The sequence below is a fragment of the Pseudomonas sp. AC532 genome, assembly GCF_979258965.1.
Genome location: NZ_OZ409888.1, coordinates 4,806,530 through 4,831,653, shown reverse-complemented (window position 1 = coordinate 4,831,653; position 25,124 = coordinate 4,806,530). Strand labels below are relative to the sequence as shown.

21 protein-coding genes are annotated in these 25,124 nt (G+C 64.9%); 13 read left to right on the top strand and 8 right to left on the bottom strand.

Annotated elements, in window-relative coordinates:
* Window positions 1-111: 111 nt before the first annotated feature.
* The 3 genes from ACZ0AV_RS22520 to ACZ0AV_RS22510 form a co-directional block, all read right to left on the bottom strand.
* On the bottom strand, window positions 112-1,731 hold the full coding sequence (locus ACZ0AV_RS22520; protein ID WP_499153078.1) for an EAL domain-containing protein: 1,620 nt from the start codon (window positions 1,729-1,731) through the stop codon (window positions 112-114).
* A 110-nt stretch (window positions 1,732-1,841) separates the two neighbouring features.
* A complete protein-coding gene (locus ACZ0AV_RS22515; RefSeq protein WP_499153077.1) occupies window positions 1,842-2,147 on the bottom strand; it encodes a BolA family protein in 306 nt (101 codons plus the stop codon).
* Between the two features lie 53 nt (window positions 2,148-2,200).
* Entirely contained in the window at window positions 2,201-2,701 is a 501-nt protein-coding gene (locus ACZ0AV_RS22510; protein ID WP_499153076.1) for a DUF2059 domain-containing protein, read from the bottom strand.
* A 249-nt stretch (window positions 2,702-2,950) separates the two neighbouring features.
* Here ACZ0AV_RS22510 and ACZ0AV_RS22505 point away from each other — a divergent pair, with 249 nt between their 5' ends.
* The 3 genes from ACZ0AV_RS22505 to ACZ0AV_RS22495 all read left to right on the top strand — a co-directional run bounded on the left by ACZ0AV_RS22505 (window position 2,951) and on the right by ACZ0AV_RS22495 (window position 6,036).
* A complete protein-coding gene (locus ACZ0AV_RS22505) occupies window positions 2,951-3,961 on the top strand; it encodes a DUF2804 domain-containing protein (protein WP_499153075.1) in 1,011 nt (336 codons plus the stop codon).
* A 67-nt stretch (window positions 3,962-4,028) separates the two neighbouring features.
* Complete coding sequence (locus tag ACZ0AV_RS22500; RefSeq protein ID WP_499153074.1) at window positions 4,029-5,423, top strand: class II fumarate hydratase; 1,395 nt, start codon at window positions 4,029-4,031, stop codon at window positions 5,421-5,423.
* The gene (locus tag ACZ0AV_RS22495; protein ID WP_499153073.1) at window positions 5,416-6,036 is read left to right on the top strand and encodes an NAD(P)H-dependent oxidoreductase; all 621 of its coding nucleotides are present in this window, start codon (window positions 5,416-5,418) and stop codon (window positions 6,034-6,036) included. The genes ACZ0AV_RS22500 and ACZ0AV_RS22495 overlap by 8 nt, the downstream gene beginning before the upstream one ends.
* Window positions 6,037-6,150: 114 nt before the next feature.
* On the opposite strand, the gene ACZ0AV_RS22490 is transcribed toward ACZ0AV_RS22495, so the two are convergent.
* The 5 genes from ACZ0AV_RS22490 to pcaQ all read right to left on the bottom strand — a co-directional run bounded on the left by ACZ0AV_RS22490 (window position 6,151) and on the right by pcaQ (window position 10,678).
* Window positions 6,151-7,089, bottom strand: coding sequence for an AEC family transporter (locus tag ACZ0AV_RS22490; RefSeq protein WP_499153072.1), 939 nt, complete (start codon window positions 7,087-7,089; stop codon window positions 6,151-6,153).
* A 4-nt stretch (window positions 7,090-7,093) separates the two neighbouring features.
* A complete protein-coding gene (gene zapE / locus ACZ0AV_RS22485) occupies window positions 7,094-8,224 on the bottom strand; it encodes a cell division protein ZapE (protein WP_499153071.1) in 1,131 nt (376 codons plus the stop codon).
* The gene (gene pcaG, locus ACZ0AV_RS22480) at window positions 8,214-8,822 is read right to left on the bottom strand and encodes a protocatechuate 3,4-dioxygenase subunit alpha (protein WP_499153070.1); all 609 of its coding nucleotides are present in this window, start codon (window positions 8,820-8,822) and stop codon (window positions 8,214-8,216) included. The genes zapE and pcaG overlap by 11 nt, the downstream gene beginning before the upstream one ends.
* Window positions 8,823-8,832: 10 nt before the next feature.
* Window positions 8,833-9,552 (bottom strand): protocatechuate 3,4-dioxygenase subunit beta, encoded by a 720-nt coding sequence (gene pcaH / locus ACZ0AV_RS22475; RefSeq protein ID WP_499153069.1) that lies wholly within the window; start codon window positions 9,550-9,552, stop codon window positions 8,833-8,835.
* A 199-nt stretch (window positions 9,553-9,751) separates the two neighbouring features.
* The gene (gene pcaQ / locus ACZ0AV_RS22470; protein WP_499153068.1) at window positions 9,752-10,678 is read right to left on the bottom strand and encodes a pca operon transcription factor PcaQ; all 927 of its coding nucleotides are present in this window, start codon (window positions 10,676-10,678) and stop codon (window positions 9,752-9,754) included.
* 750 nt (window positions 10,679-11,428) lie between these two features.
* Between pcaQ and glgA the strand changes: the two genes are divergently transcribed.
* The 10 genes from glgA to ACZ0AV_RS22420 are packed head-to-tail and all read left to right on the top strand — an operon-like array spanning window position 11,429 to window position 25,108.
* Window positions 11,429-12,973, top strand: a complete 1,545-nt coding sequence (gene glgA / locus ACZ0AV_RS22465; RefSeq protein ID WP_499153067.1) for a glycogen synthase GlgA — start codon at window positions 11,429-11,431, stop codon at window positions 12,971-12,973.
* Complete coding sequence (gene treZ, locus ACZ0AV_RS22460; RefSeq protein WP_499153066.1) at window positions 12,973-14,715, top strand: malto-oligosyltrehalose trehalohydrolase; 1,743 nt, start codon at window positions 12,973-12,975, stop codon at window positions 14,713-14,715. The genes glgA and treZ overlap by 1 nt, the downstream gene beginning before the upstream one ends.
* A complete protein-coding gene (malQ, locus tag ACZ0AV_RS22455) occupies window positions 14,712-16,790 on the top strand; it encodes a 4-alpha-glucanotransferase (protein WP_499153065.1) in 2,079 nt (692 codons plus the stop codon). The genes treZ and malQ overlap by 4 nt, the downstream gene beginning before the upstream one ends.
* Entirely contained in the window at window positions 16,783-19,587 is a 2,805-nt protein-coding gene (locus tag ACZ0AV_RS22450; protein WP_499153064.1) for a malto-oligosyltrehalose synthase, read from the top strand. The genes malQ and ACZ0AV_RS22450 overlap by 8 nt, the downstream gene beginning before the upstream one ends.
* Window positions 19,584-19,916, top strand: a complete 333-nt coding sequence (locus ACZ0AV_RS22445; protein WP_499153063.1) for a DUF2934 domain-containing protein — start codon at window positions 19,584-19,586, stop codon at window positions 19,914-19,916. Before ACZ0AV_RS22450 ends, ACZ0AV_RS22445 begins: the two co-directional genes overlap by 4 nt.
* Before the next feature lie 18 nt (window positions 19,917-19,934).
* Window positions 19,935-22,064: a glycogen debranching protein GlgX gene (gene glgX, locus ACZ0AV_RS22440; RefSeq protein WP_499153062.1), complete on the top strand. Its 2,130-nt coding sequence runs from the start codon at window positions 19,935-19,937 to the stop codon at window positions 22,062-22,064.
* Entirely contained in the window at window positions 22,061-23,089 is a 1,029-nt protein-coding gene (locus ACZ0AV_RS22435) for an acyl-CoA dehydrogenase family protein (RefSeq protein ID WP_499153061.1), read from the top strand. The genes glgX and ACZ0AV_RS22435 overlap by 4 nt, the downstream gene beginning before the upstream one ends.
* On the top strand, window positions 23,086-23,844 hold the full coding sequence (locus ACZ0AV_RS22430) for a PIG-L deacetylase family protein (RefSeq protein ID WP_499153060.1): 759 nt from the start codon (window positions 23,086-23,088) through the stop codon (window positions 23,842-23,844). The genes ACZ0AV_RS22435 and ACZ0AV_RS22430 overlap by 4 nt, the downstream gene beginning before the upstream one ends.
* Complete coding sequence (locus ACZ0AV_RS22425; RefSeq protein ID WP_499153059.1) at window positions 23,841-24,467, top strand: class I SAM-dependent DNA methyltransferase; 627 nt, start codon at window positions 23,841-23,843, stop codon at window positions 24,465-24,467. The genes ACZ0AV_RS22430 and ACZ0AV_RS22425 overlap by 4 nt, the downstream gene beginning before the upstream one ends.
* Complete coding sequence (locus ACZ0AV_RS22420; RefSeq protein WP_499153058.1) at window positions 24,464-25,108, top strand: glycosyltransferase family 2 protein; 645 nt, start codon at window positions 24,464-24,466, stop codon at window positions 25,106-25,108. Before ACZ0AV_RS22425 ends, ACZ0AV_RS22420 begins: the two co-directional genes overlap by 4 nt.
* Window positions 25,109-25,124: the final 16 nt, after the last annotated feature.

Sequence of the window (25,124 nt, the reverse complement as noted above, 5' to 3'; positions counted from 1 at the left end):
GATATCCTTCAGTAGTCGCCCACGTAAAGGGCGGACCTTAGACAAAGAACCACTACCGCCTCGTGCCGCCAGTGATGCCAGAGCACGAGAGGTGAATATGGGGCGCGCAGTTTACTGGTCTTGCGGGGGCAGGTGTACCCCAGGCGACGAGTTCGCAGGGGGCGTGCCGCCCGATGTTGCATTGTGCGCGCGGATGTAGGCGGCCAGCTCATCCATGCTCATCGGCTTGGCAAACACCCAGCCCTGGCCAAACTGAACGCCGGCATCACGCAGGATATCGCGCTGCTGCACGGTCTCCACGCCCTCGGCGATCATCTGCAGATCGAGGGTCTTGGCCATTGCGATGATATGGAACGCAACGCGACTGCTGGGCGTGTCGGTGCCCAGTGCATCGACGAACGTCTTGTCGATCTTCAGGTAGTCCAGGTCGTAGGTGGCCAGGTAGGACAGGCTGGAGTTGCCGGTGCCAAAATCGTCGATGGCAACCTTGAACCCCTTGGAGCGCACGGACAGCAGCACGCTCTGGGCTTTTTCCGGCGACATGAAGCCCCGTTCGGTGGCTTCGATGACGATATTGCGCGAGGTGCCGCCCGCATCGGTGATCAAGGTCTGCAGGCGGGCCTCGGTTGCCGGCGAATGCAGATCATCGGCGGAAAAATTGATGGCGATATGAGTGTCCGGGTAGTCGCGCAGCAGTTGCACGGTATCCCTGGCGACCATTTCCATGACCTGCGCAGTGATCTGCACGATCAGCCCATGCTTCTCGGCGACCGGGATGAATACGCCAGGGCCGATGGCTTCGTCGGCCGGGCGCTTCCAGCGCACCAGGGCCTCGGCACCCACGCAGTAGCCGGTCCGCAGATCGACCACGGGCTGGTAAAGCAGGTAGAACTCGCGGCGACTCAACGCCTGCCGCAACTGTGCCTTGAGCGACAGACGATAGCGCGCCAGGACATATACCAGGCTAGCCAGCAGCAGACCTATAAGGATGCCCAGCGGCAACACGCGCCACATCACCGCGTCGATCTTGCCCTGCAACTGCCCGTGAGTCATGGCCGCGACCACCGAGGTCTCCCGGTTGTCGGCAGGCAGGATGACCACCAGATAACTGCCATCGGCGACCGTCAGCGGCTCGCCCCGGTAGCCGTCCAGCCAGTGCGGCTGGTAGTCGCCGCGGGAGCGAATGATCACGCCCTGGTCACTGATGTGGGTGAGCGAGACGCTCTGGTCGGTCAGGGTATCGAGCACCAGATCCTGGGCGATGATCGCGGCAAAACCATCGCGACCGTTAATGTTGAAATGAGCGCCCGGCACGCTGGGCAACGCCACCCCGCTCCACGACGCCACCCCGGACGCCGTGATGCGATCGGGCGGCCCCAACGCGAGCGGTTGGTCAAGCTGGGTGAACGAGGCGCACAGCAGCGAGTGCTCGCGCAGATAGCCCAGCCCCTTGAGATAAACCGAGCCTGCAGCGACCGCACGCATGCTGCGCAACTGCTCGGGTGAGCAAGGAGCTTGAGGCGGGGTGATGCGCAGTGCCGAGATAGCGATGTCGACCTGGTTGCGCGTTTCCAGCGAGCGCCGCAACACGTCGGCCCCGAGCTGTTCGAGGTAGCGCTGGGCGTCTGCGTGGCCGCTTTGCCAGGCAAGGGAAACGGACAGGCCGATGGGCAGCACGAGGGCCGCGGCGCCCAGCAGGCAGTATAGGAAAACCAGCCTTTTCTTGCGCATCGCAAGGCACCCGTCTATCCGTATTGGCCCGAGTGTACGCTTGTAATCGACGCGATCGCATCAGATTTGTCCCCCGATGCCGAGCGCCTTTCAGGCCTGGAGACGGGGGATCAATGGTCGTGCTTGCTGCCGCCACGGCAGGTCGGCGAATCCGGGGCGATGCCTTGCGCAGCCCACTCCTGAGGCGTGTAGGTGTGCAATGCCAGCGCGTGGATCTGGCTCATCAGATCGCCCAGCACGGCATACACCCGCTGGTGACGTTTAACGGCATTCAAGCCGCCGAACTGCGGGCTGACGATCACGGCCTTGTAATGGGTTTCCAGGCCACGGCTGTGCATGTGGCTCTCGTCCAGCACCTCGAGGTGCTCGGGTTCGAGGGCTGCAAGGGCGGACTGGAGATGTTCGCTTTTCGACATCGGGGGCTCCACGGATGACACCGTGACCGGCTCATGGCCGGCCACGGCGAGGGTCAGGGCTTCTTGACGCCCAGTTCGCTGCTCATGTCAGACAGCAGCTTGTTTACCGACGGCACTGCGGTTTCCAGCTTGGCCTGGGTGAGCTGGGCAGACTGCGCGGTCAGGGCCGGCATCTTCTGCAGCACCTTCTGGCCCAGCGGCGACTGGTAGAAGGCAATCAGGTCCTTGAGTTCCTGCTCGTTGAAGTTGCTGGTGTAGAGCTTGACCATGTCGGGCTTCAGCTTGTCCCAGCCAACGGCCTTGTCCAGCTCGGCATTGGCCTTGGCCTGGTAGGTTTCCAGCACGGCCTGCTTGCTCTCTGGCGCCTTGGCTTCGGCAAAGCGCTGGGCGAACATCTGCTGAACCTGGGCGTACACCGGAACGGCCAGCTTGTCGGCATGGGCGAGCTGCAGAAAGCGCTCGGCATCGGCGGCATGGCTGCGGGCATCGGCCAGCACCTGGGTGCTGCCGACAGCCATCAGTGCGGCAATGCAGAGTGCGGGGATACGGGACATCGGGGTACTCCTGATCGCGAGGGTGAGGTGCTTTGACCGACCGCCGGGCATTTTGTGCCCCGGGGGCCCGGCCCCTCAAGTGTTTTCATGCAGGCAGTGCGCTTACCGCACGCCGGGCAGCGACTGTCATGACTATAGACAAATGCCTACTGGCGCACCCTTCGAGCGCGGTCCAAACTGCCAGTACTTGTTAGGCCATGGCGACCTCTGCATGCTAGGTGGCTGACTCCCGGACACATGGACGTGCCTATGAATAGCCCCCTGATACCCACCCCGCCGATCGCCCTGTGTAATGCACGCGGTCGCCTCAACCCGCACGCCATCGGCTGGTCGGCGCAACCACGGGTCGACTGCTCGCTGCCCGGCAACCTGGGGCGGCGCAAACGCTGGAACCACTGGACCATCAATACGCCGGACTGGACGCTGTCGCTGGTACAGGCCGACATCGACTACGTCGGTTATGGCGCGGTGTACCTGCTCGACCTCGCCACCGGCGACAACGTCGCGCACAGCCAGCTCGCCCTGTTCGGGCGCGGCTGCAGCCTGCCCGACACGCCGCTGGGCAGCCACGCCTTCGAGCACCCTCGTCTGCAGTTGCACGTTCATGAAATGCCCGGGCGCGTGCGACTCACAGCCACCTCGCCGAGTATCGGTGGCCGGCCGCTGCAACTGGCATTGGACGTCCAGCGCCCCACTCACCTTGAATCGGTCAACCTGGTGGTGCCGCTCGGCAGCCGTGGCTTCCACGCCACCTGCCGGCAGGCCGGCCTGCCAGTCAGCGGCAGCGTGCAACTGGGCGAGCGGCTGTACCACTGCGCCACTGGGCACAGCTTCGCCTCGATGGATTTCGGCCGCGGCGTATGGCCGTTCAACAGCCACTGGACCCGCGCGGTGTTCGCCGCGCCGGGAGGCATCGCCGGCAACTTCGGTGCCGGCTGGACCGATCACAGCGGCCTGTCAGAGAACGCCCTGTGGTTTGGCGGACGGCTGCTGCACCTCGACCAGGCCGTGCAGATGCGGCAAACCCAGGCGCAGCCGTTGGCGCCCTGGACACTAGCTACCGAGGACGGTCATGTCGAGCTCACCTTCACACCGCGCCACGTGCATGTCGCCCGGCCGCGCCTCGGGTTCGGGCTGCTGTATGCCGATACCCACGAATGGTTCGGCCAGTACGACGGCCTGCTGCGCAATGCCCACGGCGAGCGCGTACCGGTCAGGGCGGCGAACGGCTGGATGGGCGCGTCGCAAACCCGCTGGTAGCCGATTCGAAGTGGAACGTGTGGCCGTTGCCGCAGCCTAATTGCTGAACAGAACGGAGAGCCTTCCCATGAGCCGCACCGAAACCGACAGCATTGGCCCCATCGACGTACCCGTGGATGCCTACTGGGGCGCACAGACCCAGCGCTCGCGCGTCAACTTCGCCATCGGCGAGGAGCGCATGCCCATCGCCGTGGTTCACGCCCTGGCCCTGATCAAGAAAGCCGCCGCACGCATCAATGACCGTATCGGCGACCTGCCCCAGAACATCGCCCGGCTGATCGAACAAGCCGCCGACGAAGTGATCGCCGGTCAGCACGACACGCAATTCCCGCTGGTCGTCTGGCAGACCGGCAGCGGCACGCAGAGCAACATGAACGTCAACGAGGTGATCGCCGGGCGCGCCAACGAGCTGGCCGGCAACCCCCGCGGAGGCAAGAGCCCGGTGCACCCCAATGACCACGTCAACCGTGCCCAGAGCTCCAACGACTGCTTTCCAACCGCCATGCACATCGCCGCTGCTGGTGCCGTGCAACGCGACCTGCTGCCGGCGGTCGACGAACTGTGCGAGGCCCTGGCGGACCAGGCTGCGCGCCACGTCCGCCTGGTGAAGACCGGGCGGACCCACATGATGGACGCCACGCCCATTACCTTCGGCCAGGAACTGTCGGCGTTCGTGGCCCAACTCGAACTGGCCAAACAGGCAATACGCGCCACGCTACCCGCGGTGTGCGAACTCGCGCAGGGCGGCACCGCGGTTGGCACCGGCCTGAACTCGCCGCCCGGTTTCGGTGAGGCCATCGCCGCCGAACTGGCAGCGCTGAGCGGCCTGCCGCTGAAAAGTGCGCCAAACAAGTTCGCCGCCCTCGCCGGCCATGAGCCACTGGCGGCGTTGTCCGGCGCGCTGAAAACCCTCGCCATCGCCCTGATGAAGATTGCCAACGACCTGCGCATGCTGGGCTCCGGGCCGCGTGGCGGACTGGCCGAGGTGCGCCTGCCGGCCAACGAGCCGGGCAGCTCGATCATGCCGGGCAAGGTCAACCCTACCCAATGCGAGGCCCTCTCCATGCTGGCTTGTCAGGTGATGGGCAACGACGTGACCATCGGCTTCGCGGCCAGCCAGGGTCACCTGCAGTTGAACGTCTACAAGCCGGTGATCATCCACAACGTCCTTCAGTCGATTCGCCTGCTCGCCGACGGCTGTCGCAACTTCCGCCAACACTGTATCGTCGGTATGCAGCCTGATGAGCAGCGCATGGCGGAGCACCTGGAGCGCGGCCTGATGCTGGTCACCGCGCTGAATCCGCACATTGGCTACGACAAGGCTGCCGAGATCGCCAAGAAGGCGTATCAGGATGGCACCACGCTGCGCGAAGCAGCGCTGGCGCTGGGTCATTTGACCGCAGAGCAGTTCGATGCCTGGGTTCGCCCGGAGACGATGCTGGAGGCAGGGCACCATGACTGAAACCGCCAAGAGCGGCGCCACCCCGCTGGAAGGTGACGGCAAGCGCATCCTGATGATCATCGGCTCGCCGAAGAGCGACAGCCTGTGTCATGCGCTTGCCGAGGCCTACGCGTTGGGGGCACGCACCGAAGGGCACGTGGTGCGGCAGATCCGGCTCGGCGAGATCAGCTTCGACCCGGTGCTGCATGAAGGCTACACCCAGAGCCAGACCCTGGAACCGGACCTGCTCGAAGCCCAGCGGCAGATCCACTGGGCCGAGCACCTGGTGTTCGTTTACCCGGTCTGGTGGGGCGGCCTGCCAGCGCTGCTCAAGGGTTTTTTCGACCGTGTGCTGCTGCCCGGTTTCGCGTTCAAGTACCGCACCGACTCGCAGGCGTGGGACAAGCTGCTCACCGGCCGCACCGCGGACCTGCTGGTCACCCAGGACACACCCGGCTGGTACTTCCGCTGGGTCTATGGTGCACCGGCGCACCGCCAGATGAAGCGCACCATTCTCGGCTTCTGCGGCATCAAGACCCGCCGCCTGGCGGTATTCTCTCCGGTTCGCCCATCATCGGAAACCCAGCGCCAGAACTGGCTGCGCCGCGCCGAACAGCTCGGCAGCCAGGTGTAGGCGCCCGCGCCCGGCAGTGTGGGAGCGCGCCATGGGCGCGGCCCGCGCCCACAGTGAGCAACCGGCTCGGAGAGAGCGACGGCCCTCGGGTTGGCGCGCAGCCCGCAGCTGTTCTCAGGGGGTGGCGCCAATCAACACCAGCGCCACACTGATGGTGAAGAACGACAGCACGGTGGCGACCAGCAGCGTGGCGCTGCAGCGATCCTCGAGGCCGAAGCGCTGACCTAGAAGCGGAAAAATACTCATCATCGGCGCGCAGGCGAACAACACCCCTACCGTCTTCATGACCGGGTCGACACCCGGCACCAGCATGAACGCGCAAAGTACCGCCAGCGGGTGAACCACCAGCTTGCCGCTGGCAATCCATGCCGCATCGACCCACACCCCACGTGCCTTCATGCCGAACAACCCGGCACCAATCACGAACAGGGCGAGCGGCGCCGAGACCCCGGCCAGCATGTCGATAGGCTTGAGCAACAGCGCGGGAAGCTCGATGCGCAGCAGCGATACGCCAAGCCCGACCACGATGCCGATGATCACCGGGTTCCTCAGCAGGCGCACGAAGGTCATGCGCAGCACCGTCGACCAGCCATTTCCCTGCTGCTTGCCCGCTTCGGCAAGCGCCAGCGCCAGGGGGATCAGCAGCAGGTTCTCGACCAGCATGCCCATCGCCATGCCCAGCACCGCAGGCGAGCCAATGGCCGCGGCGACCAGCGGATAGCCAATGAATCCGCTGTTGGATACCGACATGCCCATGGCATTGATCGCCGAGCCGGAAAGGTCGTCACCGCGCAGCCAGCGCGAGACACCGAACGCAATGCCGTAGACCACCAGCGAACCCAGGGCGTAGGCCATCAGGTAGCCGGGAATGATTGTCTGCTCGATTGGCGAGGTGCCCAGGGTCTTGATCAGCAGCGCTGGCATGGCGAAGGTGATCACGAAGGTGCCGATGCCGCGCACCTGCTCGCGACTGAGCACGCCGCTCATGGCGGCGGCATAGCCGAGGCCGATCAACAGGAAGACCGGTGCGGTGATCTGGAGAATGTGCAGCACGGGCTCAGAATTCCTTGTCGATGATGCCCAGGGCGCCGTCACCAGCGCCTTCGGCCACGCGCAGCGGGTGTTGCCGCAACTGGCTCAGGCGGCTTCGCGTACGCGCGAAGTCCTGGTGGGCCGAGCCCCGGCACAAGCGCTCCAGGCTCGCCTCACTGCACAGCAGCAGGGTGGTGCCGGCATCGTACGCGATATCGACCAGATTGATGAACCGCTGGCAGGCATCGGTCGGTTGTGAATCCAGGGTCGGGACGCCGCTCAGCGCAAGCCGGGGATAGCGCTGCAGCAACCACAGAAAGTCGGCGGTCGAGTGAGCCCTGCCGCACAGTTCGGCAAACTCCAGCCAGGCACGACCCGGCGCCAGCGCACGCACCCGCAGCGGATGGTGATTGACCTCCAGTACCTGCTCGCGCACCGGGTGATCATCGAGGCCCAGCCAGCGCTGCAGATGAGCCAGGCCACCGACTGATTGCGGCCAGGCGTAGTCGCCCCAGCTCTGCCCGCTGGCGGAACGCTCGCGATAATCGATGCCGGCGTCCAGCGCCAGCACGATGAAACGCTTCTCCAGGGCGTTGATCGCCGGCGTGAAGCGATCACGGTACAGCGGATTGGGGCACAAGCCGGCCGGCGCGTAGTTGGACGTCATCACCAGGCCGACGCCCTCCTCGACCAGTACATCGAGCAAGCGGCGCAGCAGCATGGCGTCACCGATGTCGTGCACGTGGAACTCATCGAAGCACAGCAGGCGGACGTCCTGGGCCAGCGCACGAATCGCCAGCACCAGCGGATCGGGCTGACCGGCGAAGGCCTGCATGCGCTGCTGCAGTTCCTGCAGAAAGGCGTGGAAATGCACGCGCCGCTTGGCTGCCAGCGGTGCCGCGGCGAAGAAGGCGTCCATGACGAAGCTCTTGCCGCGCCCCACACCACCCCACAGGTAAACCCCGGCTGCAGGTTTGCGCAACCATCCACGACGCCCCGTGCACCAGCCTTGCAGCCATCGCGCCAGGGTATCGATTGCCCGCTGCTGCTCGGTATCGGCGCGAAAACCACGGGCTTCGAGCGCCGCCGTGAAACCTTGGTGGATACGCGCGTCGATCTGCTCGACTGGCGTATCCAGCCCTCTGTCAGAAATCAAAAAACACCGTTTCGCCGTCCCCCTGAATGCGGATATCAAAACGGTAGGCGAGTTTGCCGTCAACCTCGCAACGCGTGGCGATCAGGGTTTCACGGCGTGATGGCTGTTCGATCAGGTTGAGCACCGGATCCTTGCCGTTGGCCTCGGCCTCATCCTCGAAGTAGAGCCGCGTGTGCAAGTGAATATTGATGCCACGGGCGAACAGCGAGACGTTGATGTGCGGCGCCATCGGCACACCGGCAGCGTTCAAGACCATACCGGGCTTGACGGTCTGCACCGTCCATTCGCTGCCTGCATCGAAGGTCGTGGCAGTACGGCCAAAACCGTTGAAGGGCTTGTCGAGGTCGAACTCGGGATCGTAATGGCCCTGATGATCGGCCTGCCAGAGCTCCAGGAAGGCATCGCGCACCAGGTGGCCGTTGCCATCGTAAACGTGGCCGATGAGGGTGATGTGCTCCCCGGGCGCATCAGGCCTGGCCATCTGGTTCCAGATTTCCTGCTCGCGGGTCGGGTTGCCGGCAGCGGCCAGCGCCAGGCCGATATGCACGTAGGGGCCGGCGGTTTGCGAAGCGGTTTCACGTAACAGTTCGACAGGCATGGCAGGCTCCTCAGCAGTTCTCGAAGTGGGTCTTGCGCTGGCCGCGCAGCACGATGTCGAAGCGGTAGGCCAGGCAGTCCATCGGGTTGGCCATGCCCATGTCGAGCCTGGCGATCAGCGTCTGCACCGCGTCCGGATTGGCGATGGCCTTGACGATCGGGCACAACGCAATCAGCGGGTCGCCTTCGAAATACAGCTGGGTGATCAGTTTGCTGGCGATCGACGGCCCACTGATGGAAAAGTGAATGTGCGCCGGGCGCCAGTCATTGGGGCCGTTACGCCAGGGGTACGGGCCCGGTTTGACGGTGCGAAAGCTGTAATTGCCCTCGCTGTCGGTCAAAACGCGGCCGACGCCCCCAAAATTGGGGTCGAGGGGCGCCAGGTATCGGTCGTTCTTGTGCCGATAACGTCCGCCGGCATTGGCCTGCCACATCTCCACGAAGGTATGGGGAATCGGCTTGCCGTACTGGTCCATCACCCGCCCGCACACCAGGATGCGCTCCCCCACCGGCAAGCCGCCGTTGTTGAAGTTGAGCAACAGGTCGTTGTCGTGCCTGCCCATCTTCAGCCGAGTGAAGTCCGGTCCGGTGGTTTCCGAAATCGACTGCGCGATACTCACCAACGCCTGCCGCGGTGAACGCGGCACGGAGGTCTTGTAGTCCGGGGTGTAGGCCTTGGGGTGCCAGTTGCGATCACGGATGATGAAACGGCTGACGTCTTCGACAGGCATGGCGGGCTCCGGTTATTGGCGTTATGGGAGTCGACCCGCTGCCCCTGGCCTGGTTTGCCAAGGATGCGAGCCCAGGCAGAGATAATCACCCGAGCGCAGCGCCGCGCCCAATGAATATAAGCCACCTGAGCATAACCAAATGGTTATGGATCAGGACAACAAACCCGTGGCTGACCCGACGCAACCACCACACTCACCCTCAGCCATGCTCGCGGTACTGCAACGCCAGCTCTCGCAAGGTCTCGCAGCACCAGTGCGCGGCCAGCGACATCGGCAACGCGGCATTGCTGCATATACCCACCGAGCCTCCCGGTTCACGAACCCCCAGCGACAGCTCTGCCAGCTCGCCGCTCTGCAGGTCGAGGCGCACTGCGTCGAGCGGCGCCACCCACACGGCATCGCTGCAATGCACGTAACGCTTGCTGAGCGCTGGCGACAAGGTTTCCAGGCGCTGCCGCGGCTGCGCCACACCGCATTGCACGAACAGGCTGTCGGCGTAACGGCGGATGGTGGTGCCGGCCAACGGCAGCACCAGTGGGTAGTCGGCCAGGCGGCCAAGGCGCTCGTCGCCGAGAGCGAGTAGCGGATGCTGCGGGCGCACCACCAGGCTCATCGACTCGCTGTACAGGTGCTCGAAGGTCAAGCCCTGGATATCCGGGCTATCGGTCATCCGCCCCACCACCAGATCGAGCTCGCCCACGCGCAATTGCGACAGCAGGTAGGCACTCGGCCCCGTGGCCACGCTGACCACCAGCGCAGCGTGGCGGGCGTGCAGTCGCCTCACCACCTCGGGCATCAGCAGGCTTTCCACCGTCGACAGCACGCCGACGCGCACATGCCCGGCATCGTATTCGCCGCCCCGCAAGCTTGCTACCCCATCACGCAAAGCCTGCACGCAGGGCCCCGCGTAACGCATGAAGGCCAGGCCGGCCGCCGTGAGGCTGACGCCCGCCTTGCCCCGTTCGAACAGCACGGCGGCCACGATCTCTTCCAGCTCCCGGATGGTCTTGGACACGGCCGGCTGGCTGATCGCCAGGGCGTCGGCCGCCTTGGCGAAGCTGCGCTGCCTGGCGACCTCCAGAAAGCAGGTGAGGTGGCGAAATTTGATGCGGGTGTCGAGGTTCATGGCAACGCAACGCGTGAGGGGGCCCGGCAACAGTAGCAGAACCCCTCGCCGTCGCGCTGCCATGCACGAGGTGTTCGTGATCTGCAACGTCTTGTCGAATAGGGCCCTGGGGCTAAAGCCTGCTACAGAAGTGCGAAACGCACATAAAACGGGCCACAAACCATCATCAGACCTCAACACTCCGACTACAAGCAAAGCGCTGCGACAGGGAATATTGAACACTGTAAGCCTTATATAACCGGCGCAACTTCTTATTTATTCAAACGATCAAATTAAAGTGCCACCAGCCCAATGATTGGTGCCATCACTTAGTTCGACGAAGTCTTGTGGAGGTCTTGTATAAGTTTGATATCGCCGCTCCGATTCGACGTCCGACGCCAGTACTATGACCGCCTGTCGCCTGGCGAACGGAAAATCCGGAAAAGTGCCTCCCAGAGGCCCTCCCAAACAGATGAAAGCACCGAGCAACACCGCCCATCACAGTCGAAAACCTACAACCCATCGGCTATTCGCAGCGAAAACCTACTGTTTCGCGTTAGTTCCGCGCTTCCGGCAGCCAGCACGAAAATAGTCGAAACTTCTCTCTCACCGCTCGGGTCATCAACTACGTGGGAATTAAATAACCAGAAAGCAGCTTCTCCTCCGGCCCCAGCTTCGGGATTCAAGTGGAAAGACATGCGGCATATTCCCGTTGACGTACAAGCAAATGAAACAATTACGGGTCAAGGACAGAATCGATCGGAGGATGGTATGGGAAACGCTGTCGCAGCATCACGGTTTGATCAATCGGTACTGGTAGAAACAGAAACCCCGCTCAAGCCGCAAACCAAGATCACCAATCTCCACGCGGTGAAGAAAAAAGTCCTCTTTGTCAGCCCTGAACTGGCTGACCTCATCAAGGTTGGCGGCCTGGGCGATGTGTCCGCCTCGCTGCCCCGCGCCATGAGCGCCGACCATGACGTGCGTGTGTTGCTCCCCGGCTATCGCCAGGTCCTGGCCAGCGGTCACGCCATTCGTGATGTAGGCAGCGTGCCCGGCCATGCCGCCCTGCCGCCTGCACGTATCGGCTGCATGACCCTGCCCGATGGGCTCATCGTCTACGTACTGATTTGCCCCGAACTCTATGACCGTGACGGCACCCCTTATGGCGACAGCCAGGGCCGTGATTGGCAGGACAACCATATTCGCTTCGCCCGCCTGGGCCTGGCTGCCGCTGAAATTGCCGCCGGTACCGCGTGCCTCAGCTGGTGCCCCGAGGTGGTTCACGCCAACGACTGGCCTGCTGCGCTGACCCCGGCCTACATGAGCTGGCGCGGTCAGCAAACGCCGACCGTATTCACCATCCACAACCTTGCGTACCAGGGCCTGTGCAGCCTGGAATGCAGCCCGGAACTGGGGCTGCCGTCCTCGGCCTGCGGCCATCAGGGCATGGAGTTCTACGGACGCCTGTCGTTCCTCAAGGCCGGCCTGGTGTATTCCGACCACGTGACCACCGTGAGCGAAAACTACGCGCGCGAGATCACCACCCAGGAATTCGGCTGCGGCCTCGAAGGCATGCTGCAATTCAAGGTGAAACTCAATCAGCTGAGCGGCATTCCCAATGGCATCGATGACAGCTGGGACTCGCTGAACGACCCGCACCTGGTACAGGGCTTCGAGGCCCATGACTGGGAAGGCAAGCGTGCCAACACCCGTCATGTCGAGCAGATGTTTGGCCTGGAGCCCAGCGATGGCCCACTGTTCGCGGTGGTGTCGCGCCTGGTGCAGCAGAAAGGCATCGACATGACGCTGGAAATTGCCGACGCCATCGTCGCCGGCGGTGGCCGGATCGCCATCATCGGCCGTGGCGAAGAGCACCTGGAAGATGCCGTACGCGAGTTGGCGCGGCGTCACCCAGGCCGCGTGGGCGCCAACGTGGGCTTCAACGAAGCTGACGCGCGTTGCATGTTCGCCGGCAGCGACTTCCTGCTGATGCCGTCGCGCTTCGAGCCCTGCGGCCTCAGCCAGATGTACGCCCAACGCTTCGGTTCGCTGCCGATCGCCCGGGCCACTGGCGGCCTGGCCGACACCATCGAAGACGGTGTCACCGGCTTCCTGTTCAACGAAACCACTTGCGAAAGCTACCTGGAGGCCGTGCGCCGCGCGCTGTCGGTCTATCGCAACCCTGAATTGCTCAATGCCATGCGCGCGCGCGCCATGGCGTCACCGTTGTACTGGAAGCAATCGGTAGAGCCCTATGCGGCGCTGTACCGCAAGTTGCTGGCTGCGAAAAAGTCGGGTGGGAAACTGGTGTGATGGTAGAAAACGAAAACCGACGACAGGGTGCATGGCTGGACGAACAGGGCCGCACTCGCTTCAACCTCTGGGCACCCGACGCCAAACACGTGGCCGTGGTGTTGCAGGGCGACCAGCAGCATGAAATGAACGGCGAAGATGGCTGGTTCAGCGCCACCCTCGATGTGGCTGCAGGCGACGAATACCGTTACCTGATCGACAACGAGCTGCTGATACCCGACCCCGCTTCCCGCTGGCAGGCCAGCGACGTGCACGGGCCAAGCCGAGTCGCTGACCCGCGCCATTATGCCTGGCGCACAGCGCACTGGCAGGGCCGGCCCTGGCAGGAAACCGTACTTTATGAACTGCATGTCGGCACCCTCGGCGGCTACGCCGGGGTCGCGGCCAGGCTGCAGGAGCTGGCAGAGCTCGGCATTACCGCCATCGAACTGATGCCCCTCGGCGAATTCCCGGGTGGCCGCAACTGGGGCTATGACGGCGTATTGCCGTTCGCACCCGACTCCTCCTATGGCACCCCGGACGAGCTCCGTGCGCTCATCGACCGCGCCCACGAGTTGGGCCTGATGGTGTTCGTCGATGTGGTCTACAACCACTTTGGCCCAGATGGCAATTACCTCGGCCAGTACGCCAGCGCCTTCTTCCGTGAAGACGTGCACACGCCCTGGGGCGCTGCCATCGATTTCCGCCGCCGTGAAGTGCGTGACTACTTTATCGACAATGCGCTGATGTGGGTGCAGGACTACCGCATCGACGGCCTGCGTTTCGATGCCGTGCATGCAATCAGCGAGCGGGATTTTCTGCTCGAACTGGCCGACCGCCTGCATGGCGCCGTAGCGGACACTCGCCACCTGCATCTGGTACTTGAAAACGAGCACAACGACGCCGAACTGCTGCAGCGCGGCTTCATCGCCCAGTGGAACGACGACGGCCATAACGTTTTGCATCACCTGCTGACCGGCGAAAGCGAAGGCTACTACGCCGACTACGCCGAGGACGCCACCCACAAGCTGGCGCGTTGCCTGCGCGAGGGTTTCATCTATCAGGGCGAAACCACTCGCCGCGGCACTGCCCGCGGTAGCAGCAGCGGCCATCTGCCGCCAAGCGCCTTCGTGCTGTTCCTGCAGAACCATGACCAGATCGGCAATCGAGCAATTGGCGAACGCCTGGTGGCGCTGGCCGATGTCGACGCACTGAAGAGCGCCACTGCCCTGCTGCTGCTCAGCCCGATGATCCCGCTGTTGTTCATGGGCGAAGAATGGGGCAGCCAACAGCCGTTCCAGTTCTTCACCTCGCACAACGACGAGCTGGGCGAAGCGGTACGCAAGGGACGTCAGAACGAGTTCAGCGAATTTTCCAGATTCTCCGGCCAGGCCATTCCCACGCCCAACGACGTCAAGACGTTCGAAGCCTCCATACCCGACTACGCCGCACGCACCACGTCGACCGGGCAGGCCTGGCTGGCGTTTTATGGCGAGCTGCTGGCGCTGCGCCACGCGCATATCGTGCCGCGCCTGGCAGGCAGCCAGGCGCTGGAAAGCCGTGTACTGGGTGAAGCCGCCGTTGCCGCCAGCTGGCAGCTGGGCGATGGCCAGGTACTGAATATCGACCTCAACCTGGGTGAAGCCCAGGTGACCTGCGATACCCGCGCCGATGGCCACACGCTGTTTGCCTACCGTGCGGGGGACCAGGCTGACCGCCTGCCACCTCGCAGCATTCGGATTACCCTTGAGGGCGCAGCATGAATGAATCACGCCTTGCCGAACTGACCCGCGCCGCCGGCCTGAGCATCGACTGGACCGACGCCGATGGGCGAGCCCAATCGGTCTCCCCGGACGACCAGCGACGACTGCTCGAGGCCCTGGGTTACGCGGCGCAGGACGACGAACAGATCGAGGCCAGCCTGGCCGGCTTGCAGCAGCAGCGCGATACCCTGGCCCTGGGGCCACTGGTGACCCTCGACCAGCAGGAAACCCTCGACCTCACTCGTTATTTCCCGCCCGGCACGCCCTTCGTGATCGAACTGGAACAAGGCGAGCGGCTTGATGGCCGCCTCGACGACAGCGGCCGCCTGCCAGTCATCGGCACCACCGGTTATCACAAGCTGCGCATCGCCGACGGCGAGGTGACGCTGGCCGTCGCGCCCGCCGCATGCCCCAGCGTGGCGCAACTGGCCGGCCGCGACAATGCGAAAATCTGGGGCCTCAGCGCACAACTCTACTCGCTGCGCCGCCCCCACGACGGCGGTTTGGGCGACACCCAGGCGCTCGAATCGCTGGTGCGCAGCGCCGCCGGCCATGGCGCCGATGCGGTGGCGATCAGCCCGATGCACGCGATGTTCAGCGCCAACCTGCACACCTACAGCCCGTATTCACCCTCCAGCCGCCTGTTCTTCAACGTACTGCACGCAGCCCCCGGCACCGTGCTCGGTGAACACGCCCTGGAACAGGCGATTCAGAGCTGCGGCCTTGGCGAGGAACTGGCGCGCCTGGAACGTCTCGAGCTGATCGACTGGCCGGGCGTGGCCAGCAGCCGCATGCGCATCCTGCGTCAGTTGCATGCCGACTTCAGTGCCAGTACTCACCCCCTGCACGCCGACTTCGACGCATTCCGTGCCGATGGCGGTGATGCATTGCGCCAGCACTGCCGCTTCGAGGCGCTGCGCAATTTCATGGACCTCAACGGCCAACCTGTGGACTGGCGCGCCTGGCCCGAACAGTACCGCGACCCGGCAAACCCGGCCGTGGAGGAATTCTGCGCGGGTCATCAGCAGGAGATCGATTTCCATACCTTCGCGCAGTGGTTGATCGCCCGCTGCCTGGATCGCGCGCAAGCCAGCGCCCGCGAGGCCGGCATGGTGGTTGGCCTGATCGCCGACCTGGCGGTGGGCGCCGATGCGTCCGGCAGCCAGGCCTGGGCACGGCAGGCGGAACTGCTGCCTGCGGTGAGCGTGGGCGCGCCACCGGACATCCTCAATCGCTCCGGGCAGAACTGGGGCGTGTCGGCCTTCTCACCAAGGGGCCTGCAGCAGAACGGTTTCCGTGCCTACATCGAGATGCTCCGGGCCAACCTGGCGCACGCTGGCGGTATGCGTATCGACCACGTGATGAGCATGCGTCGCCTGTGGGTGATTCCCGAAGGTGCCGATTCCTCCGCCGGCGCTTACCTCAACTACCCCTCCCAGGACCTGCTGCGCCTGCTGTGCCTGGAGGCAGAGCGCCATGGCGCGCTGATCATCGGTGAAGACCTCGGCACGGTGCCCGACGGCCTGCGCGAGGAGCTGGCGCAGCGCAACATTCTGGGTATGCGCGTGCTGCTGTTCGAGCAACACGACGGCCGCTTCCACCCGCCGGCCCATTGGCCGCGCGACGCCCTGGCCACCACCACCACACACGATTTGCCGAGTATCCGCGGCTGGCTTGCCTCCCGCGACATTCATTGGCGCCAGGCCGCGGGTCACCGCAGCGACGATTACACCAGACAGGATCACCAATTGCGCGCTCATGAAACCCAGGCACTGCACCAGGTCTTGCAAGACCATGGCCATGCCACTGCCGACCAGATGGACGACAGCCAGCAGCTGGACGCGAGCATTGCGTTCATCGGCAGCACCCCGGCGCCGCTGGTGCTGCTGCCGCTCGAAGATGCCATGGCATCCACCGAGCAACCCAACCTGCCAGGGCCTGGCGACGAGCACCCCAACTGGCGGCGCCGCTGGCCTGAACAGGCCAGCGACATGCTCGACAGCCCGGCCGTGAGCCATCGCTTGCAGCGCCTGCAGTGGGCTCGCAACCTGGTCGAGGGTACGCGCCATGAGTGAGTTGCGTGCCAGCGTTCGCCTGCAGTTCCACAAGGACTTCACCCTCGATGATGCCGTGCCGCTGGTGGACTATTTTGCCCGCCTGGGCATCAGCCATATTTACGCCTCGCCGCTGCTCACCGCCCGGCCCGGCTCGATGCATGGCTATGACGTGGTCGACCCGACCCGCGTCAACCCCGAACTCGGCGGTGAAGCCGCCCTCCATCGCCTGGTCGCGGCCCTGCGCGCCAAGGGCATGGGCCTGATCCTCGATATCGTCTCCAATCACATGGCGGTGGGCGGCGACGCCAACCCCTGGTGGCTGGACGTGCTGGAATGGGGCGTCAGCAGCCCGCATGCGAAGTTCTTCGACATTCATTGGCAGTCCCACGACCCGCTGCTGCGTGGCCAGTTGCTGGTGCCGTTCCTGCGCAGCGACTACGGCGAAGTGCTGGCCGCCGGCGAAATCGAGCTGCACTTCGACGCCGAGCATGGCCTGCTCTACGCCCGCCATTACGACCACCGCTTCCCGCTCAACCCGCCCACCTATGGCGATGTGCTGCAGCGCAGCGAAAACGCCGATCTGCAGGCTCTGGGCAAGCGCTTCGCAGCCCTGCAGGACAACCGTGACGGCCAAGGGCAGGCCCAGGCGCTATTTCGCGAGCTGGCTCAGCTGGGCAGCCAGGCCGCCGATGCCATCCAACGCGCCATCGACAGCCTGCGCCCACACGATGGTGCCGATTTCCAGGCCCTGCATCAGTTGCTGGAACGCCAGCACTATCGCCTGGCTAGCTGGCGGACCGCCGCGGACGATATCAACTGGCGGCGCTTCTTCGACATCAATGAACTCGGCGGCCTGAAAGTCGAGCGTCACGAGGTGTTCGAAGCGACCCACGCGAAGATCTTCGAGCTGATCGAGAACGGCCTGGTCGACGGCCTGCGTATCGACCATGTCGACGGCCTGGCAAACCCGCGGGCGTATTGCCGCAAATTGCGCCGCCGGGTCGAACGCCTGCTGCCGCAGCGCCCCGCCGAGTTGCAGGGCACGCGCTTCCCGATCTACGTCGAGAAAATTCTCGGCGAGGGCGAGCACCTGCCCCGCGACTGGGGTGTCGACGGCACCACCGGCTATGAATTCATGAACCAGGTGTCGCTGCTGCAGCATGCGCCGGAAGGTGAAGCCGCGCTGGCCCAGCTGTGGAGCGAGACCAGCGGCCGTGATGCCGACTTCATGGAGGAAGTCCGCCAGGCCCGTCACCTGGTGCTCACCACCTCGCTGGCCGGTGACCTTGAAGCACTCGCCCAGGGCCTGCTGCTGATCGCCCGGGATGACATCGCCACCCGCGACCTGACCCTGGGTGCCATTCGCCGTGCGGTACTGGAACTCATCGTGCATTTCCCGGTGTACCGCACCTATGTGTCTGCCGCCGGCCGCAGTGCCAGTGATCAGGCGGTCTTCGACCAGGCCCTGGAAGGGGCGCGCACCCGACTGGCCGAAGGCGACTGGCCACTGCTCGAGCACCTCAACAGCTGGCTGGGCGCCCAGGCACTTTCGGAACTGCCGCCCAGCCAGCAGCGCAAACGCCGCGCGAAGATGATCGAGCGCTTCCAGCAGCTCACCTCGCCCGCCGCCGCCAAAGCCGTGGAGGACACAGCCTGCTACCGCAGCGCAGTATTGCTGTCGCGCAATGACGTGGGCTTCGATCCGCAACAGTTCAGTGCCCCGCTCGCAGCCTTCCACGACGGCTGCGTGGAGCGGGCCCGGCATTTTCCGGCCAACCTGCTGACCACTGCCACTCACGACCATAAACGTGGCGAAGACACCCGCGCACGCCTGAGCGTACTCAGTGAGCGCGCCTCCTGGTTCGCCGAGCGTTGCCAGCAGTGGCGTGAACTGGCCGCGCCGCTGCGCGAGGAACAGGACGACGGCGCGGCGCCCTCGCCTGGCGACGAGCTGATGCTGCTGCAGATTCTGCTGGCCTGCTGGCCGCTGGATTTGCAGGCGGATGATGCAGAGGGCCTGCAGGCCTTTACCCAGCGGCTGATCGCCTGGCAGGAAAAAGCCGTGCGCGAAGCCAAGCTGCGCAGCACCTGGAGCAACCCCAACGGCCACTACGAGAGTGCCTGCCGGGCCTACCTTGAACGCCTGCTCGGCAGCGCCGAATGCCGTGAACTGCGCGAGCAGATCCGCAGCGCCGCCGCGCATCTGGCCCCCGCCGGCGCACTCAACAGCCTGGCACAGAGCCTGCTGCGCATGAGCGTACCTGGCGTTCCCGATCTGTATCAGGGCTGCGAATTCTGGGACTTTTCCCTGGTCGACCCGGACAACCGTCGCCCCGTGGACTATGCCGCCCGCCAGCAGGCGCTGCAGGCCGGCGCCTCGCTCAGCCAGGCGCTGGGACATTGGCACGACGGGCACGTCAAACAGGCGCTGATCGCTGCCACCCTGACCGCTCGCCGGCAGCATGCGGCACTGTTCGCCAGCGGCGACTACAAGGCACTCGAGGTACAGGGTGCGCACGCCGACAAGGTGCTGGCCTTCCTGCGCAGCCGCGGTGACAGCCACGCGCTGGTGGTGGTGCCGTGCCGCGCCGCTGCCCTGCTCGGCGACAGCCCGCTGCCGCTGATTCCCCATGACCAGTGGGGCGACACCCGTATCGCCCTGCCGCCCGTGCTGACAGGCAAAAACCTGCGCAGCGTGTTCTCCCCTGCCGACCCGCTAACGAACGACGGCCAGCTTGCAGTCAGCGACCTGCTGCGCGATGTGCCCGTCAATCTGCTGATCGTCCCTAGCCCTACTCAGGAGTCAAACCCATGAGCGCCAAAGAAGAACGCATTCGTGAATTCGCTTATCAGATCTGGGAATCCGAAGGTAAACCCAATGGCCACGCCAAGCGCCACTGGGAAATGGCCACCAAGCTGGTAGAAGCCGAACAGACACCTGCCGGCAAAGCCGCCGCGGCGACCAAGCGCGCAGCCAAACCGAAGGCCGCCAGCACCGAACCGGCCGCGCCGGCCAAGCCGCGTGCAGGCAAGGCTGCTGCACCTGCCGAAGCTGAAAAGCCGGCGCTGCTCAAGCCCGCCAAGGCACCTGCCAAAGCCAAACCCGCAGCATCCAAGCCCACCGCCAAGAAACCCAAGGCCTGACACCAGGAGCCACCCAGAATGAGTCAACCACGCTCGCGTATTACCGAAGGTCAACCCTTTCCACTAGGGTCGACCTGGGATGGTTTGGGCGTTAACTTCGCGCTCTTCTCGGCCCACGCCACCAAGGTCGAGCTGTGCATCTTCGATCCCGACGGTCTCGAAGAGATCGAACGCATCGAATTGCCGGAGTACACCGACGAAATCTGGCACGGCTATCTGCCCGACGCACACCCGGGGCTGATCTACGGCTACCGGGTGTACGGCCCCTACCAGCCGGAAGCCGGTCACCGCTTCAACCCCAACAAGCTGCTGATCGACCCCTACGCCAAACAGCTGGTGGGCGAACTGAAGTGGTCCGAAGCCCTGTTCGGCTACGAGATCGGCCACCCGGACGGCGACCTCAGCTTCGACGAGCGCGACAGCGCGCCCTTCGTGCCCAAGTGCAAGGTGATCGACCCGGCCTACACCTGGGGCAAGCACCGCAACCACCGTGTGGATTGGGACAAGACCGTCCTGTACGAAGCCCACCTGCGCGGCATGACCATGCGCCACCCTGCAGTGCCCGATGACAAGCGCGGCACCTTCGCAGGGCTGGCGAACGCCGAGGTCATCAAGCACATCCGCAAGCTTGGCGTCTCTTCGGTGGAATTGCTGCCCGTGCATGCCTTCGTCAATGACCAGCACCTGCTGGAAAAGGGCATGAACAACTACTGGGGCTACAACAGCATCGGCTTTTTTGCGCCCCACCCGCGCTACCTGGCCAGCGGCCACATCAACGAGTTCAAGGAGATGGCCGCGCACCTGCACGATGCCGGCCTGGAGCTGATTCTCGACGTGGTCTACAACCACACCGCCGAAGGCAACGAGCTGGGCCCAACCCTGTCGATGCGCGGTATCGACAACGCCAGCTACTACCGGTTGATGCCTGATGACAAGCGCTTCTACATCAACGATTCAGGCACCGGCAACACCCTCGATCTGAGCCACCCGTGCGTGCTGCAGATGGTCACCGACTCGCTGCGCTACTGGGCCAAGGAAATGGGCGTCGACGGCTTCCGCTTCGACCTGGCGACCATTCTGGCCCGTCATCACGACGGCTATGACGAGCGCCACAGCTTTCTTGTCGCCTGCCGCCAGGACCCGGTGCTGAGCAAGGTCAAGCTGATTGCCGAGCCTTGGGATTGCGGCCCGGGCGGCTACCAGGTCGGTGGTTTCCCACCCGGCTGGGCCGAGTGGAACGACAAGTTCCGCGACAACGTACGCGGCTTCTGGAAAGGCGACGAAGGCCAGCTTGCCGAGTTGGCCAGCCGCCTCACGGCGTCCGGCGACCTGTACAACCAGCGCGGTCGGCGGCCGTTCACGTCGGTCAACTTCATCACCGCCCACGACGGTTTCACCCTCAATGACCTGGTGTCGTACAACGACAAGCACAACGAGGACAACGACGAGAACAACCAGGACGGCAGCAACAACAACCTGTCCTGGAATCACGGCGCGGAGGGGCCTACCGACGACCCTGAAATCAACGACCTGCGTTTCCGCCAGATGCGCAATTTCATGGCCACCCTGCTGCTTGCCCAAGGCACGCCGATGCTGGTGGCCGGCGATGAATTCGCACGCACCCAGCACGGCAACAACAATGCCTACTGCCAGGACAGCGAAATCGGCTGGATCGACTGGAACCTCGGCGAACAGGGCAAGCAACTGCAGGCCTTCGTCAGTCGCCTGATCAAGCTGCGCATGAGCTATCCGATCCTGCGTCGCGGGCGCTTCTTCGTAGGCGCCTACAACGAGGAGCTGGGCGTGAAGGACGTCACCTGGCTGGCGCCGCATGGCGAGGAGATGAGCGAGGAGAACTGGCACGACCCGCACGCCCGCTGCATGGGCATGCTGCTCGATGGCCGCGCCCAGCCGACCGGCATCCGCCGCAGCGGTGCCGACGCGACCCTGTTGCTGGTGGTCAACGCGCACCACGACGTGGTCAATTTCCGCCTGCCGGAAGTTGCCCAGGGCAGCCACTGGACCTGCATGATCGACACCAACCGCACCGACGATGCGGAAGACGAAACCTTCGAGTTCGGCAGTGAGTTCACCGTCACCCACCGCTCCCTGGTGCTCTTCGAGCTGCAGAAGGAAAAGGTGGCATGAACGACGGCAGCCATTCGACCGAACGCCTCGCTGTTCTGCTGAATGAGCTGCCGCTCGATGCACCGATCCACCCCGAGGCCCTCGCCCACGCGTTGCATACGCTGTGTCGCGCGGGCCTCGCCTCATTACCGCAGCCTGGCCACGGCCAGACCCTGCAACGCTGGCAGGCCCTGGCGACCGTTGCCGCCCATGACCTGAGTTTGTGCAAACTCTACGAAGGCCACACCGACGCCCTGGCGATTCTTCAGTACTTCGACGCACCCTGCCCCGCAGACAGTACCTGGGGCATGTGGGCAGCCGAACCACCGCATGCGCGGGTGAAGATTGCCGCCGAACTGCCGGATGGAAGCGTACGCCTGCATGGGCGCAAAGCCTGGTGCTCTGGCGCCGCACTGGTGAGCCACGGCCTGCTGACCGCCTGGAATGCCCGCGGCGAACAGCAACTGGTAGCCGTGCCGCTGGCCCAGGCCGGCGTGCGGGTGACCGCCCAGGGCTGGCAGGCCATTGGCATGCAGGCCTCCCAGAGTGTCGAAATCGAGTTCGATGATGCACGAGGCCAGCGTGTCGGCCCGGCCGAAGGCTACCTGCGCAGGCCGGGCTTCTGGCACGGCGGTGCGGGTATCGCCGCCTGCTGGTATGGCGCCGCCCAGACCCTCGGCGAAGCCCTGCGCACGCACTGCGCCCGGTATGACGAACCCCACGCTCGCGCCCACCTGGGCCAGGTCGACAGCGCTCTGCTGGCGGCTGCCGAAGCTCTGCGCGCATGCGCCCGCTGGATCGACGACCACCCTCGGGCCGATGCGCAGCTGCCGGTACGGCGGGTGCGTGCAGTCTGCGAAAGCAGTGCGGAACAGGTGATTCGCCACGTCGGCCGTGCCCTGGGTGCCGCGCCCTACTGCCGTGATGGCGCGCTGGCCAGGCACTTCGCCGACTTGCCGGTGTACCTGCGGCAGAGCCATGCCGAGCGCGACCTGGCCGACCTCGGCAGCCTGGTGGCCAAACAACAAGGAAGCTGGATGCTATGAACACCAACCCGATTCAGGGACAGGGCACCTCCTTGCACGCCTGGAAAGCCTCGCGCCGTCTGGCCGCGGCGGCGACCATCGACGGCGCCGCACTGGTGCCGCCAGGCTCGCGGGCGGTGATCGTCTCGCCCCACCCGGATGACGAAATCCTCGCCTGCGGCGGCCTGTTGCAAGTGCTTGCCCGCGAAGGTCGGCAAATCCTGCTGGTCTCCGTCACCGATGGCAGCGCCAGTCACCCGGGCTCCCGTTACTGGACGCCAGAGCGGTTGAGCATCGTGCGGCCGCTGGAAAGTGCCGATGCGCTGAAGCGCCTCGGCCTGCCCCTGAACCGGATGCAGTGGGTCCGTGGCGGCTTTGCGGATACCGCGGTCGCCAGCCGCGAACACGAACTGGTGAAGTTTCTCGGCACCTACCTGCACCCAGGCGATGTGGTGTTCACCACCTGGCGCGAGGACGGCCACAGCGATCACGAGGCCGTTGGCCGTGCCTGCGTTGCAGCCGCCGGCGCCTGCGGCGCGCGGGTGCACGAGATACCGGTCTGGGCGTGGCACTGGGCCAACCCGGAAGACCCGCGCATTCCCTGGGCGCGAGCGCACAAGCTGCCGCTGGATACCTGGACCCAGGCGCGCAAGCGCCACGCCATCCAGGCCTTCGCCAGCCAGCTGTACAGCGACCCCGACAATGGCCACGAGCCGGTGCTGTCGACACGGACCGTGGAGCGCCTGCAACAACCGTTCGAGGTGATCTTCCTGTGAGCGTTGCAGACAACTACTTCGAAAAGCTCTACCGCAGCAGTGAAGACCCCTGGTCGTTCCGTGAGCGCTGGTACGAACAGCGCAAACGCGCCCTCACGCTCGCCGCCTTGCCTCGCAGCCACTACGGCAGCATCTTCGAGCCGGGTTGTGCCAATGGTGAGCTCAGCGTGCGCCTGGCCGAGCGCTGCAGCCAGCTGCTGTGCAGCGACACGTCGGCGATCGCCCTGGAACTGGCGCGTAATCGCCTCGAACGGCGCAGCAACGTGCGCCTGCTGCAGACCCGGCTGCCCGAGCAGTGGCCGCCGGGCAGCTTCGATCTGATCGTGCTCAGCGAACTGTGCTACTACCTCGATGGCGAGGATCTCGAGCGCCTGATCGAGCATGCCCGCTCCGCGCTCAACCCGGGCGGCAACCTGCTGGCCTGCCATTGGCGCTGGCCGATCGACGAGTGCCCGCTGACCGGCGACCAGGTACACGAGCGCCTGCATGCCCGCCTGGGCCTGCCGCACCTGTTACGCATCGAGGATGCCGACATGCTTCTCGAGGTGTGGGGCACCCAGCCCACGTCAGTGGCGCAGCGCGAGGGGCTTGCCCCACTCGACGGCCCTGAGTTCACGGCGTGATCGGCATCGTCATTCCCGCCCACAACGAAGAGCAGTACCTCGACCAGTGCCTGGATGCGCTGCTCAGCGCTGCAGCCCACCCCGAGCTGGACATGCCCGTGCGCATCGTCGTGGTGCTGGACGACTGTAGCGACGGCTCCGCCCGTGTCGCCAGCGATTACCCTGTCGATACCCTGGAGGTCAATGCGCACAACGTCGGCCTGGCGCGCGCTGCAGGCGTCGAGTGGCTGCTGTCGCAGGGAGCCAACTGGCTGGCGTGTTCCGATGCCGACAGCCGTGTCGCAACGGACTGGCTGGTGCAGCAACGTCGCCTGCAGGCCGACGTGGTGTGCGGCACCGTGCAGGTGGCCGACTGGGGCGACCTCGACGAAACGGTGCAGGCTCGCTACGGCAGTAGCTACCAGGTGCGCGACGACCACCAGCACATTCACGGCGCCAACCTGTCGTTCAGCGCTGCCGCCTACCGCCGGGCCGGCGGATTCATGGCGCTTGCCGTGGACGAGGATGTGCAACTGGTGGCGGCTTTCGAGCGCATCGGCGCACGTATCGCCCGCAGCTGCCTGCCGCAGGTCTACACCAGTGCCCGTCTCGACAGCCGAGCGCGCGGGGGCTTTGGTGACTACCTGAAATCGCTGCTCTGACAAGGCGCCCCGCCGC